15 protein-coding genes and 3 pseudogenes are annotated in these 12,989 nt (G+C 65.8%); 11 read left to right on the top strand and 7 right to left on the bottom strand.

The features are described from left to right. The first annotated feature begins 201 nt into the window (after nt 1-201). Nucleotides 202-357, top strand: coding sequence for a hypothetical protein (locus B378_RS16805; protein WP_017343675.1), 156 nt, complete (start codon nt 202-204; stop codon nt 355-357). Nucleotides 358-402: 45 nt separating this feature from the next. Here B378_RS16805 and B378_RS0110085 read toward each other — a convergent pair whose 3' ends face one another. Beyond that, entirely contained in the window at nt 403-1,041 is a 639-nt protein-coding gene (locus B378_RS0110085; protein WP_017343674.1) for a bifunctional 4-hydroxy-2-oxoglutarate aldolase/2-dehydro-3-deoxy-phosphogluconate aldolase, read from the bottom strand. 245 nt (nt 1,042-1,286) lie between these two features. On the opposite strand from B378_RS0110085, the gene dgoD reads away from it, so the two are divergent. From dgoD to kdgK1, 3 genes are all read left to right on the top strand, one after another. Beyond that, the gene (dgoD, locus tag B378_RS0110080; RefSeq protein WP_017343673.1) at nt 1,287-2,438 is read left to right on the top strand and encodes a galactonate dehydratase; all 1,152 of its coding nucleotides are present in this window, start codon (nt 1,287-1,289) and stop codon (nt 2,436-2,438) included. Nucleotides 2,439-2,478: 40 nt separating this feature from the next. After that, on the top strand, nt 2,479-3,309 hold the full coding sequence (locus tag B378_RS0110075) for an SDR family NAD(P)-dependent oxidoreductase (RefSeq protein WP_017343672.1): 831 nt from the start codon (nt 2,479-2,481) through the stop codon (nt 3,307-3,309). Between the two features lie 151 nt (nt 3,310-3,460). Beyond that, the gene (gene kdgK1, locus B378_RS0110070; RefSeq protein ID WP_017343671.1) at nt 3,461-4,417 is read left to right on the top strand and encodes a bifunctional 2-dehydro-3-deoxygluconokinase/2-dehydro-3-deoxygalactonokinase; all 957 of its coding nucleotides are present in this window, start codon (nt 3,461-3,463) and stop codon (nt 4,415-4,417) included. 68 nt (nt 4,418-4,485) lie between these two features. Here kdgK1 and B378_RS0110065 read toward each other — a convergent pair whose 3' ends face one another. Continuing rightward, nucleotides 4,486-5,490 carry a Gfo/Idh/MocA family protein gene (locus B378_RS0110065; protein ID WP_017343670.1) on the bottom strand — a complete coding sequence of 335 codons (1,005 nt, stop codon included), beginning with the start codon at nt 5,488-5,490 and terminating at the stop codon, nt 4,486-4,488. Between the two features lie 85 nt (nt 5,491-5,575). Then, nucleotides 5,576-6,253 carry an MBL fold metallo-hydrolase gene (locus tag B378_RS0110060; protein WP_017343669.1) on the bottom strand — a complete coding sequence of 226 codons (678 nt, stop codon included), beginning with the start codon at nt 6,251-6,253 and terminating at the stop codon, nt 5,576-5,578. A 198-nt stretch (nt 6,254-6,451) separates the two neighbouring features. On the opposite strand from B378_RS0110060, the gene B378_RS0110055 reads away from it, so the two are divergent. Then, nucleotides 6,452-6,829 (top strand): YccF domain-containing protein, encoded by a 378-nt coding sequence (locus B378_RS0110055; RefSeq protein ID WP_017343668.1) that lies wholly within the window; start codon nt 6,452-6,454, stop codon nt 6,827-6,829. Between the two features lie 33 nt (nt 6,830-6,862). Here B378_RS0110055 and B378_RS0110050 read toward each other — a convergent pair whose 3' ends face one another. Both B378_RS0110050 and B378_RS17485 read right to left on the bottom strand, forming a co-directional pair. Then, nucleotides 6,863-7,333, bottom strand: coding sequence for an FKBP-type peptidyl-prolyl cis-trans isomerase (locus tag B378_RS0110050; protein ID WP_017343667.1), 471 nt, complete (start codon nt 7,331-7,333; stop codon nt 6,863-6,865). Nucleotides 7,334-7,414: 81 nt separating this feature from the next. Further along, nucleotides 7,415-7,504: pseudogene (locus B378_RS17485) on the bottom strand (peptide methionine sulfoxide reductase); the annotation flags it as partial. Between the two features lies 1 nt (nt 7,505). On the opposite strand from B378_RS17485, the pseudogene B378_RS17525 reads away from it, so the two are divergent. From B378_RS17525 to B378_RS0110020, 6 genes and pseudogenes are all read left to right on the top strand, one after another. Further along, nucleotides 7,506-7,622: pseudogene (locus B378_RS17525) on the top strand (DNA-binding protein); the annotation flags it as partial. 319 nt (nt 7,623-7,941) lie between these two features. Then, nucleotides 7,942-8,430, top strand: coding sequence for a type II toxin-antitoxin system death-on-curing family toxin (locus B378_RS0110040; RefSeq protein WP_017343665.1), 489 nt, complete (start codon nt 7,942-7,944; stop codon nt 8,428-8,430). A 25-nt stretch (nt 8,431-8,455) separates the two neighbouring features. Then, entirely contained in the window at nt 8,456-8,596 is a 141-nt protein-coding gene (locus tag B378_RS17095; protein ID WP_017343664.1) for a hypothetical protein, read from the top strand. Between the two features lie 156 nt (nt 8,597-8,752). After that, a pseudogene (locus tag B378_RS15885) lies at nt 8,753-9,762 on the top strand (tyrosine-type recombinase/integrase). 107 nt (nt 9,763-9,869) lie between these two features. Further along, nucleotides 9,870-10,562 (top strand): nucleotidyltransferase domain-containing protein, encoded by a 693-nt coding sequence (locus tag B378_RS0110025; RefSeq protein WP_026046248.1) that lies wholly within the window; start codon nt 9,870-9,872, stop codon nt 10,560-10,562. Further along, nucleotides 10,555-11,067 (top strand): hypothetical protein, encoded by a 513-nt coding sequence (locus B378_RS0110020; protein WP_017343662.1) that lies wholly within the window; start codon nt 10,555-10,557, stop codon nt 11,065-11,067. The genes B378_RS0110025 and B378_RS0110020 overlap by 8 nt, the downstream gene beginning before the upstream one ends. Before the next feature lie 14 nt (nt 11,068-11,081). Here B378_RS0110020 and B378_RS0110015 read toward each other — a convergent pair whose 3' ends face one another. Both B378_RS0110015 and B378_RS0110010 read right to left on the bottom strand, forming a co-directional pair. Next, on the bottom strand, nt 11,082-12,197 hold the full coding sequence (locus B378_RS0110015) for a site-specific integrase (protein ID WP_017343661.1): 1,116 nt from the start codon (nt 12,195-12,197) through the stop codon (nt 11,082-11,084). 2 nt (nt 12,198-12,199) lie between these two features. After that, nucleotides 12,200-12,457: a hypothetical protein gene (locus tag B378_RS0110010; RefSeq protein ID WP_017343660.1), complete on the bottom strand. Its 258-nt coding sequence runs from the start codon at nt 12,455-12,457 to the stop codon at nt 12,200-12,202. Between the last annotated feature and the right edge of the window lie 532 nt (nt 12,458-12,989).

The raw sequence follows: 12,989 nt of genomic DNA, 5'->3' as shown, positions 1-12,989 counted from the left end.
CGTGACGGTCCTCGAACGCGACCGCGAACCGCGGGTCGCGGGCCGGCGATCAGAGTTCGGTATCGACGAACTGTGAGGGGAGATACCGAGATGAGCCGAACACGCGGACGACAAACGTCTGTTCGGTCGCTTCTGTCACGAATTATCACAGATCTGGTCGCGAACAGAAGACATATATCCATCATAGCGCACTCGCTGGCCATGAACTGCGAAAAGTGCGGCGTCGACGCTCCGCTCGCGCACCGGGACGTTGACGGCTTCGCGTACTACCTGTGTGAGGCCTGTATCAGCGGGTGGGACGCGGTTCGCTCCCCCTCCGCCGACGCCGCCGACGAGACTCGGTCGCCCGCGCGGTAGCGGGCCTCGGGTTCGGCGGCGACGCCGGATCGGAGCGGTGAGCGGTCACTCCCGAGCCGCAGCGACGGCTTCGATGACCGCGCGCGCGTTTTCCCGGATCACGTCGAAGTCGCCGTCGGCGACCGCCTCGCCGTCGACGATCGAACTCCCGACGCCGACCGCGACCGCGCCCGCCCGGACGTACTCGCCCGCGTTGTCGGCGCCGACGCCGCCGGTCGGCACGAGCGGGACCTGCGGGAGCGGGCCGCCGATCGCCGCGACGTGGTCCGGGCCGCCGGTCTTCGCGGGGAACACCTTCACCGCGTCGGCGCCCGCCTCGTAGGCCTCGATTGCCTCGGTCGGCGTGTACGCGCCGACGACGACCGGCGTCCCGTACCGGTTCGCCGTCCGGATCACGTCCCGGTTCACCGTCGGCGTCACGAGGAACTCGGCGCCCGCGAGCTGCGCCGCGCGAGCGGTCTCCGCGTCGAGGACGGTGCCGGCGCCAACGACGGCGTCGTCGGTGCGTTCGGCTATCGCCTCGATAGAGGCCATCGCGTTCGGCGTGTCCGCCGTCACCTCCAGCGCCGTCACGCCGGCGTCGACGACCGCGTCCGCGACCGCCACGGCGTCGTCTCGCCCCACGCCGCGGAGGATCGCGATCACGCCGCCGTCCGTGATCCGGTCGAGTCGGTCGGTTCGCATGGCTGATACCTGCCCGCCGGGGGTCTTAAATCGGGCCGTGTCGGGGACGGCTGCGGCGCGGCCGCACACACCCGCTATTTAAGCGACGGACGGGCAAGTACCACCGTGGCGACGGACCGGTCCGCGTCGGAGGCCGGCGGCGACGGACGGCGGCCGCGACGGACGACGGCGGCGGACGCCGGCCGTGACCGACGGGGCGCGAGTCCCGCGATCCGCGGACCGGTTCGGAGTTACCCCAACCCATCATGCACATCACCGACTACGAGCTGTTCGAAGTGCCGCCCCGCTGGCTGTTCCTGAAACTCACGACGAGCGACGGGAGGGTCGGCTGGGGGGAGCCCGTCGTGGAGGGCCGCGCCAAGACGGTCGCCGCGGCGGTCGAGGAGCTGCTCGACAACTACCTGCTCGGCGAGGACCCGACGCGGATCGAAGACCACTGGCAGACGATGTACCGCGGCGGCTTCTACCGCGGCGGTCCGGTGCTGATGAGCGCCATCGCCGGCATCGACCAGACGCTGTGGGACCTCAAGGGGAAGCAGTTCGGCGCGCCCGTCCACGAGCTGCTCGGCGGTCGCGCGCGCGACCGGGTCCGCGTCTATCAGTGGATCGGCGGCGACCGCCCGGCGGACGTGGGCGAGGCCGCGCGCGAGAAGGTCGACGCCGGCTTCTCGGCGCTGAAGATGAACGCTACCGCGGAGTTGGAGTCGATCGACTCGCCGGCCGCGGTCGACGCCGCGGCCGAGCGGATCGCGGCCGTCCGGGAGGCGGTCGGCGACGAGGTCGACGTCGGCGTCGACTTCCACGGCCGGGTGGCCAAGCCGATGGCCCGCCGGCTCGCGGCGGCGCTCGAACCGTACGACCCAATGTTCATCGAGGAGCCGGTGCTCCCCGAGAACAACGACGCGCTCCCGGCGATCCGGGCGTCGACGACGATCCCGATCGCGACCGGCGAGCGGATGTACTCGCGGTGGGATTTCAAGGAGGTGTTAGAGGCGGACGCGGTGGACCTGATCCAGCCGGACGTCTCCCACGCCGGCGGGATCACCGAGCTGAAGAAGATCGCGTCGATGGCGGAGGCGTACGACGTGTCGGTCGCCCCGCACTGCCCGCTCGGGCCGATCGCGCTCGCCTCCTGCATTCAGGTCGACGCCTGTACGCCGAACGCGCTCATCCAGGAGCAGTCGCTCGACATCCACTACAACGAGACGAGCGACGTGCTAGACTACCTCGCCGACCCGTCGGTGTTCGAGTACCGCGACGGGTTCGTCGAGGTTCCCGACGGCGACGGGTTAGGGATCGAGATAGACGAGGAACACGTCCGCGAGCAGGCCGAGGAGGACGTCGACTGGCACAACCCCGTCTGGCGCCACGACGACGGCTCCGTCGCAGAGTGGTGATCCCGATGGCGACCGAATTTCGACGACCGGAGAGCGACCGATGACCCGCCGACGCGAGTCGCCGACCGAGGGCGCGGTCCCCGGGCGGTTCGCCGGTGAGACCGCGATCGTCACCGGGTCGACCCGCGGGATCGGGGCCGGCATCGCGGAGCGGCTCGCCGCCGAGGGGGCGAACGTCGTGGTCAGCGGGCGCTCCGTGGAGGCGGGCGAGGCCGTCGCCGAGCGGATCGCGGCGGGGGGTGCGGAAGGAGACGCGACGTTCGTCCGCGCCGACATGCGCGACCCGGACGACGTGGCCGCGCTGGCGGAGGCGGCGGCCGAGCGCTACGGCTCGGTCGACGTGCTCGTGAACAACGCCGGCGTCCAGACGGAGACGGCCGCCGACGACGCGACGCTCGACGACTGGGCGTTCGTCGTCGAGACGGACTTCCGGGCGTACTGGCTCGCCGCGCGGGCCGCCCTCGAACACATGGACCGCGGCGCGATCGTGAACGTCTCGTCGAACCACGCGTACGCGACGATGCCGGCGCACTTCCCGTACAACGCCGTGAAGGCGGGGATAAACGGGATGACGCGGTCGCTCGCGGTGGACTTCGGTCCCCGCGTCCGGGTGAACACGGTCGTCCCCGGCTGGGTGGAGGTTGAGCGGACGCGCGACGAGCTCCCCGAGGGGCGGCTGGAGGAGGTCGAGTCGATCCATCCGACCGGGCGGATCGGGGCGCCCGCCGACGTCGCCGGCGCCGTCTCCTTCCTCGCGAGCGAGGACGCCTCGTTCGTCACGGGGGCCGCGCTGCTCGTCGACGGCGGCCGCGGCGCGGTGATGCAAGATGACACGCTCCCGGACTACCGGGCGCGAGAAGACCGAGAGTAGGCGGGGACGGCGCGGTGAGGAGAGACGCGGCGCGAGTGAAGCGCGGGCGCCCCCGCCCGCGCAGGCCGACGGCGATCACCCCCTCTTATAATCGGCCGAGCGTAGCACCCACCATGAACCCGTTCGAGACCTGCGGTGCGGGGTGGCGCCGATGACCGACCTCGTCACGTTCGGCGAGACGATGCTCCGGCTGTCGCCGCCGCGCGGCGAGCGGCTGGAGACGACGCGCGACCTGACCGTCCAAGCCGGCGGCGCCGAGAGCAACGTCGCGGTCGGGGCCGCGCGGCTCGGCGCTGACGCCCGCTGGCTCTCGAAGCTCCCCGACTCGCCGCTGGGCCGGCGGATCGTGACCGAACTGCGGAGCCACGGCGTCCGCCCGGGGGTCGCGTGGGCCGACGCGGACGAGAGCCGCGTGGGGACCTACTACCTCGAACACGGCGGCGAGCCGCGGGGGACGAACGTGATCTACGACCGCGCCGACGCGGCGATCACGACCGTCGAGCCCGACGAACTCCCGACGGAGGCGGTCGCCGAGGCGGAGTGGTTCCACACGACGGGGATCACGCCCGCCCTCTCGGAGGCGACGGCAACGACGACGACCGCGCTGCTGCGGACCGCCGGCGAGGCGGGGACCACGCGCTCGTTCGACCTGAACTACCGGGCGAAGCTCTGGGACCCGGAGACGGCGCGGGCGGCCTACGAGGACCTGTTCGAGCACGTCGACACCCTGTTTGTCCCGCGGCGGGACGCCCGTGAGGTGCTCGACCGCGAGGGCGGCGCCGTCGAGATCGCGCACGGGCTCGCCACGGAGTTCGGCTTCGACACGGTGGTCGTCACCCGCGGGCTGGAGGGAGCCGTCGCGCTCCACGACGGCTCGGTGTACGAGCAGGACGTGTACGAGGCGGAGACGTTCGACGCGATCGGCACCGGCGACGCGTTCGTCGCCGGCTACGTCGCCGAGCGGCTGCGCGGCGGCGACCTCCCCGCGGCGCTCCGGTGGGGGTCGGCGACCGCGGCGCTGAAACGCACCACCGACGGCGACCTCGCGGTGACGAACCGGGCGGAGGTCCGCGACGTCATCGACGGCGAGGGCGGGATCGACCGGTGAGGCGGGCGGCGGCGCTCGGGACGTACTGACGGGACGGGAGTTCGGAGGCTGTTCTCCGGCGGCCGCGTTCAGAGTTCGACGGGGCCGCCCTCGGCGGCGCTTGCGGCGAGCGCGTCGATGACCTCCATGTTCGCGACCGCTTCCTCGCCGTCGGTCAGGGGGGCGGTCCCGTCGGCGACGCACTCGGCGAAGCGGTCGACCTGAAGCCGGTACTGGTCGACCGCGGGGAACGTCTCGACGCCGTGCCGGCCGTCGATCTCGTACTCTAACTCGACGGGCTCGTCGGTCGGGGCGTCGAACGCGCGCTCGACTTCGACCCACCCGTTTGTCGCGTCGACGCGGTACCGCTGGACGAGCTGGGTGTCGAAGCCGGACGCGACTCGCGCCGAGCGGCCGTCGTCGTACGCCAGCACCCCCGCGAGCTCCGTGTCGACGCCGGCGTCACGGGTGTCGCCGGCGTGGGCGTACGCGCGGTCCGGCTCCCCGAGAATCGTTCGAGCGAGCGAGACGGGGTAACAGCCGACGTCCATCAGCGACCCGCCCGCGAGGTCCGGGTCGAGCCGCACGTCGTTGGGGCGGTCGTACAGCGGGAAGCGGAAGGTGGCCGTCACCGTGCGGACGTCGTCGAGCTCGTCGGCCGCGAGCGCGACGGCGCGCTCGGTGCGGGGGTGGTACCGGTACATGAACGCCTCCATCAGTGTGACGCCCCGCTCCTCGCAGTGGGCGACCACGTCGCGCGCCTCGTCGGCGTCGGCGGCCAGCGGCTTCTCGCAGAGGACGTCTAGGCCGGCGTCCGCGGCGCGTTTCGTCCACTCGGCGTGGCTCCCGTTCGGGAGCGGGACGTACACGGCGTCGAGCGCGTCGTCGTCGAGGAGGGCGTCGTAGGAGCCGTAGCTGCGGGGGATCGCGTTCTCGGCCGCGAACCGCTCCGCGCGGTCGGCGTCGCGGGACGCCACCGCGCCGACGGCATGATCGCTGGCGGCGATCGCCGGGATCACCGCTTTCCGGGCGATCCCCGCGGTGCCGAGGACGCCGAATTCGAGGCTCGTCGAGCCGTTCGATGAAGCTGGCATGAGCGGGGGGACGCGCCCGCCGGGCAAGTCGGTTGGGGTCGCGGCTTCGACGGCGGCGATTACGGCGGCCGCCGTCGGTCTGTCCCTACCGGTCGGCCGCCAACTCCCGGATGCGGTCCGTCCCCGCGGCGACGCGGCCGCCGTGGAAGCAGAACGTCTCAGTCACGGCCCGGTCGGCGAGCGTCTCGACGCTCTCCCACGCGGTTTCGAGGTCCTGCGTCACCTCGGGTCGGGGGCCGACGAGCTCGTCGTCGACGACGTTGAGCGCGTCGGCGCTGACGAGCAGCTCCGCGTCGGGGAGGTACGCCGACACGTGTCCCGGACTGTGGCCGGGCGTCGCAATGACCTCCATCGGCCCCGCTGCGGTCGCGAAGGTTTCGCCCCCCGTCAGGCGGACGTCGACCGTCGTCGGGTCGATCGACAGCGGTCGCTCCTCGGTGGATTTGACGAGCTCCTTGTCACCTTCCAGGTACGGCACCTCCGTCTCGTGCGCGAACACGACGGCGTCGGTCCGGTCGACGACGGCCGCCAGACAGCCGGCGTGGTCCGGATCTTGATGGGTGACGAGGATTCCCCAAATGTCGGCGAGGCGCAACCCCTCGTCGTCGAGCGCGGCTTCGAGCACGTCCACCGTGTCGGGGAGCCCGACGTCGATCAGGAGGAGTCCCTGCGGCGTCTCGACGGCGGTCGCGTTGAACGTCGCGTCGCGGTCGTCCATCGATACCCGTAACGGGAGCCCGTGTACGCCCGGCGTCAGTTCCATACGAGAGACAGGCCGGCGAGCGTCTTGAAACGGACGGGGTCGGGCGGGGCGCCTCGCAGTAGTCGCCTCGAACACGTTACCGGGGGAACCGACTCGAAGCGCCTGTCGCCGCGACGTCCGGCATCGCCCCTGCTCGAACGGTTCGCGGCGACGGCGGCCGACGACACGGATTTCCCCCCTGAGCGTCTATCCCGAGTAATGGCACAACGGTCCCTGCTCGTTCGGGCGCTGTGGTTCGTATTTATCGGCTGGTGGGCGACGCCGATCGTCGTCAACGTCGCGTGGCTGCTCAACGTCACGATCGTGCTGCTCCCCGTCGGGATCAAGCTGATCAACCTCGTCCCGACGGTGCTCACGCTCGCGGAGCCGCGGTCGCTTTCCGACCCTGACTCGGCCCGGGGGCAGCGGTCGCTCGTCGTCCGTGCGATCTACTTCGTCCTCGTCGGGTGGTGGCTGAGCCTGCTGTGGGCGAACGTGGCGTCCGCGCTCGCGATGACAGTCGTGGGGCTACCGGTCGCGATCTGGATGCTCAACCGGCTCCCGTACGTCACGTCGCTGTACCGGTTCCACGGGTAGTCCCGCCGGGCACGCGGGGCGGACGGTTCGAACTCAGTTGATTTCGAGAATTTCGACGTCGAACGTCAGCGTCTCCCCGGCGAGCGGCGGGTTGAAGTCCGCCCGAACGGTGTCGTCGTCGACGTGGACGACTTCGCCTTGGCTGCCGTCTTGGGCCTCGAGGTACGCGCCCTCCTCGGGCAGTTGGCCGCCGAGCAGCTCCCGAAGTTCGTCGGTCTCGAACTCCTCGACGTTCTCGTCGCTGGGCTGTCCGTAGGCCTCCTCCGGCGGAATCGTCAGCGTGTCCGTCTCGCCGGCTTCCAATCCGATGAGTCCCTCCTCCATCCCCTCAATGACCTGTCCGGCCCCCACGTCGACCGTTAGCGGCGTGTACTCGCGGTCGGGCTGGGCCTCGGCGAGGCCCGCCTCCTCGGCGACCGAGTGCTGAGATGTGTCGAAGACGGTGCCGTCGTCGAGTCGGCCGGTGTACTCGAGCGTCACGGAGTCGCCAGCAGTTATCGACATACGAGTACGAGACGCGCCACACGGAAAGCCTGTGGCATCTGCGGACATCGGCCGCGCCGTGAGAACCGACGGCCGACGGCATCAGCCGGACGCCGGGAGTTCCTCGACCACCGCGACGTCGTGTCCGGCGGCGTAGCCGTTCAGCTTGGCAGCGATGGGTGACTCCCGCAACGGCAAGCGGCCCACCGAGAAGCAAGCGGATAGTATGTACGCGCTCTCTCGTAGCGTTCACCAGCACGTCACGGACCAGATACGGGAAGGCGGCGTCTGTGTCTGCGACACTCGATAGTCGGGACGTGATGACTAAGTGATGGTGGAGATCGGCGGGAACTGGTTCGGCGAGTCGCGGCGGACGAGCGCGATGCGAACCGAGACGTCTACGACGCGCTCGAAGACGAGTATCCGACGCACGGTTTCACGAGCCCACCTGTCGCTATGCGTCGCGTAGAGCGATACGGCGCGACGGGCGCTACTTCGACTGTCGAACGGATCGACCTTTCAGGTGTGAGACGGTCGAAATCGCCGTCGTGAAAACGGTGGTTTCTGACATCACTCACCCGCCTCATCATAGCAACATCTACACTGATACAGTATCGAGATTGGAGCGAATGGCCGACTCGTTATGGTACCCGTCCGTCGAAGACATCGTCACCATCCACGACGATGTCGTCGCGGAGTACCCCGACACTCCCGCCGGTGTTCGGAACCGTGGTGACATCGAGTTCGCATTAGACTACATCGAAGAGGGGAGTTTCGGTTCCGCACCAGACACCATCCACGAGAAGGCGTATCACCTCTTCCGTCTCCTCGTCGCCAATCACCCCTTCGTCGATGCGAACAAACGAACTGCACTCAACGTGACGGTCGTCTTCTACTTCCTCAACGGGAATCGGTTCGAGTACGACAACGAAGTGAGGGCGATTCTGAAAGAGTTCGGAACCGACGAGGCAGCGGTCGATGAAGGAGACACCACCGAGTATCTCCGATCCCACACCAAAGAGATGGATCTGGCCGGTGAGATCGACGACTGGCGAGACGAACTCGTCACGTACGGGCTTGATCAGTTGACCGGCGATTCCTCAAACCCGAACGATTAACGGCGTTCGAAGCGTCCGTTCAGACATGGCCACCGAAGAAGGTACAGAACCGGTCTCTCCGCTTGACGACGTGATGGAGGACATCCGGCGGGAACTGATTCGGCGGGTTGCGGCGGACGACCGCGATTCGAACCGAGACATCTACGACGCGCTCGAAGACGAGTAGCCGGCATTGTTGCGATTTTTCGGGTTTGATCGGTCGTTATCCCTCAACTAGAGCGATACGGCGCGACAGGAGTAAGACGGCACTGCGGAAAAGTTGGTGATTCGCCGAACGGGTGTCGAAGGCCGCGCCTTCGTGTGGTTCGAGACCGATCGAACCATGGAAATCGAACCAATCGACCCCGAAACGGCATTCGAGCTGTACCTCGCAGAAAAAGAGACCTCGGTTTCGGACGCGACGCTCGTCTCCCACAGGTCGCGGTTGAAGTTCTTTATCGAGTGGTGTGGGAAGCGCGACATCGAGAATCTGAACGAGCTGACTGGCCGGAAGATACAGGAGTTCCGACTCTGGCGACGCAACACCGGCGACCTGACAAAGGCGACGGTAAAGACGATCATGGATACGGTCCGCGTCTTCGTCAAGTGGCTGGAATCCATCGACGGCGTGGAACAAGAACTTCATAAGAAGGTCCGGTCGCCGGATCTCAATCCGGGTGAGAATAGCCGCGACGTGATGCTCGAGGCTGACGACGCGGAGGCGATGCTCCAGCATCTCGAGCGGTACGAGTACGCGTCGATCCGACACGTGACCGCGACGCTACTGTGGCACACGATGCTTCGGATGGGGTCCGTGCGCGCACTCGACATCAGAGACTACGACCCCGAAAAGCGGTCGCTCACGCTTCGACATCGCCCTGAGACCGGGACACCGCTTAAGAACAAGCAACAGGGAGAGCGCATTATCGCGGTGTCGAACGAGGTCTGTCTCGTTCTCGACGACTGGATCCGTGAAAACCGACCTGACGTTACGGATGACCACGGACGAGAGCCGCTCTTAGCGACGAATCAAGGACGAGTAGCAACAACCACGGTCCGGACGTACTGCTACCAGATCACCCGTCCCTGTGGTACGGACAACCCTGCCCTCATGACCGTGATGAAAGCGAGTGTGAAGCCACCAACAAAGACCACTCGGCACAGTGTCCGTCAAGCGTGAGCCCGCATCCGTTCCGTCGCGGCGCCATCACGCACTACTTACAGAGTGACGTACCCGAGACGGTGGTCAGCGACCGGGCGAACGTAACGTCCGATGTCATCGACCAGCACTACGACCAGCGCTCGCAGAAAGAGAAGATGGAACAACGGAGGGGATACCTCGACGACATATAGAGTCACTCCCGGCCGCCGTCGCTCACCACTCCACAAAACTATCTAATATAAACCAATCCGCATTTCTTATATAAACTTTAAATAGAAAGAGAAATAGATCGTTTGCTATGAAAAGCAGCTCGAATATTGTGGCCGAAGACAGGCTACAGATACTTCTCGACATACCGACCCAAAGCGGGAATTTATTCGGTAGTACGGCCACAGACACGGTTCTCTCCTTTTTATCCCGCCACCACACTGAGGAGTTCTCGATTAGTGACCTCGTCGAGGCAGTGGACTATTCGCAGCCGAGCGTCTCCAAGGCGGTAACCGTACTCTCCGAAAACGATCTCGTCGTCGAACGACGCGAGGGCAACACGCGATGGGTTCGAATCAACCGCGAGCGGCTCCACGTTCCGGACGATCCCCATTTACAGATTCCGCAGGCCGAGTTCCAAGAGCCGGTGAGAGCAGCAGCAACCGAACTCCGCGGCGAACTCGACGGCGTGATCGGGGTCGTTCTGTACGGCAGTGTCGCGCGAGGCGAAGCGGACCGGCGGAGCGACATCGATCTCTGGGTGCTCGTCGAGGAAGATCGGATGGCGAACCAGCGAGCGGCGAATCAGGTCAAACAAGGGCTCGAAGACGAGGAGTTCGAGAACGGCCGGTACGAATACGAGATCGACATCGAGGCGCTTCAGGCGGTCCCGAAGTACATCGCCGAGATACGGGAGGTGCTCAGCGACGGGATCGTGATCCACGGGACGGAGAAGTTCCAGACGGTCCGAAATATGGTTTTCCACGGTGATCTCGATGAGTGAAGGGTCCGATCCGCGGGATATCCGGACGGCTCTCGATGCGGCTATCGACGCGTTCAACGAGGAGGGGTTCGGCGTCCCGAACCGCGAGGATGAGATCGCAACCGACGACGACTGGAAAACACAGCTTACGAAGGCGTGTCGGCTGCTAGACGCAGTCGCACGAATCGACGGGCAAGGGCACTACACAGCCGTCATCGAACTTTGCTTCGGGGCAACCGAGCGGTCTATCGAGGCTTATGCCCTCGCAGTCGGTGGTGACGAGCTGGACGACTTCCACGACCACACGCACTGTTACGACCGAGCTGCCGACCTCGGCCTGCTCTCCCGGACGGCGACACGGGAGCTTCGGGGACTGTACGACGACAACAGGACAGACAGCTACTACGGCGGCAAGCGGCCCAGTGAGAAGCAAGCGGATAGTCTGTATGCGCTCTCTCACAGCGTTCACCAGTACGTCACGGACCAGATACGGGAAGGCGGCGTCTGTGTCTGCGACACTCGATAGTCGGGACGCAACGACTAGGTGTACGACGAGCCACGACCGTCGGCGTCGTCGAGGGCTTCCTGCCGCTGCTTCATTTTGTCCTCCTTCGACCGGACGTCGTAGTGCTGGTCGATAATTGTCGGCGAGACGTTACACCGGTCGCTAACGATTTCGACCGGAACACCTGCCCGGAGCAACTGCGTGATGTACCCCCGGCGGATCGGGTGAGGCGTGACGCTTGACGGACAGCGCGCGAATCGCGCCTCGTTGTTGGCGGCTTCGCAGTCGTCGGGGTCGCGGTCGTGTGGACACTCCCGACCGATGGCGCACGGCCGTGACCACCGGTAGACGTAGGTCCGGATGGTCGACGTCCCGACGCGACCTCGCTGGGTCGCGAGGAGCGGCTCTCGGCCGTGGTCGTCGACGACGTCCGGACGGCGCTGTTCGAGGTAGTCGTCGATCACCCCACACGCTTCTTCACTGATTGCGACGCGACGCTCGCCCGGTTCCTTGTTCTTGATTGGCGTATCTGAGTCTGGGCGATGATGGATCTCGATGTGGGGCGTCTCCGCGTCGGCTTGGTAGTCGCCCACGTCGAGGGCACGAGCTCCTCCCAAGCGTACACCCGTTTCCGTGAGAACGACCCAGCAGATGTGCTCCGTCGTGGCGTACTCGTATCGCTCGAGGTAGGCGAGGACCTCTTGGGCGCGCTCCGCGTTGAGCACGGTGTCTCGCGCGTTCTCGCCGTTATCGAGGTTCGGTGAGTCGACCTTGCGATACAGCCCGGATTCGACAGCGTCGATGGTCTCGCACCACTCGATGAACACGCGTAGCGAGTCCATCTGTGTCTTTTCGCTGACGACGTTGAGGTCTTCGCGCCGCCACACGCGGAACTCGTGGAGGTCGCGAGCGGAGAGTTGGTCGAGCGTATCGATGCCCTGGTCGTCACACCAGTCAACGAAGAAACCGAGCCGAGAGCGATGGGCATCGACGGTCGCGTCCTGGCAGTCGCGGGCCTTGTCGTCAAGGTAGAGTTCGAGTGCTCGTTCCGGAGCTGTGGGTTCGAGGGATTCGCTCGTCTGCTCGAGCAGTTCTTCGAGCCGATCCTCCAAGCTGTCCGGCTCGGCGATGGAAGGGACCTCGTTGGACACGGTTACTCTAACCCCTCGAGCATTTCCTCGACGAATCCATCCGGTGATTCCTCAGATGTAGTGGTCATCGCCCGGTCGGAATCCCGGGGAGGAGACGATTCGAGTGCTCGAAGATCGCGGGGGTTCTGGTCGATGTGTTCCTCGATAACGCTCTCGAGGTATGCCGAGACGGTGAGGTTACACTCCTCGGCAGCGCGGGTGAGATTGGTCTTCGAGTCCGAGTCGATACGAGCGGCGACCGATTCAGTGCGGTTGGTCACGTCAGTGCGCAGACCGAACTTACTGATATAGGTTGGTTAGAATTGGTGGTTAGACAGCCTGTATCCACCAATTCCTGTCAAAATCGGTTGTGTTTCCGGGATGAATCTGATCGATTAGATTCTTCAGTTACCAATTATGCTTCTGTATCAGCGTCTGGTTGCCAACTACAGAGGCGGAATCACAGGCTATCTACCAATTCACATCGACGAACGATCCATCTCGTCGAATCGCCATACAGCACGCCGATATTGGTGTTTCATATCCTCCACAAAGAGGTTCGTCCACTCGTGAGAAGCGCATCAATATCGGGGTATTTGTGGCGGGAAAGTTCTCGCGCGACAGTGACGAATTGGTTCGATCAATTCGTTCCGGACACCCACTAGCTTGGCAGAATGGCCAAGATGGTCTGGCCCTCAGTATCAGCAGAACTAACAGGATATCCGAAGTCGCGTGACTCGTGGAAACCACTAGCGGCCTCCGGCACAATCAGTCCGTAACGGGCCCGTTGGAGGTGACGGTCCACGACGTCAA

The sequence above is a fragment of the Halorubrum sp. T3 genome, assembly GCF_000296615.1.
Classification (GTDB): Archaea; Halobacteriota; Halobacteria; order Halobacteriales; family Haloferacaceae; genus Halorubrum; species Halorubrum ruber.
This window is presented reverse-complemented; position numbering and strand designations above follow the sequence as displayed.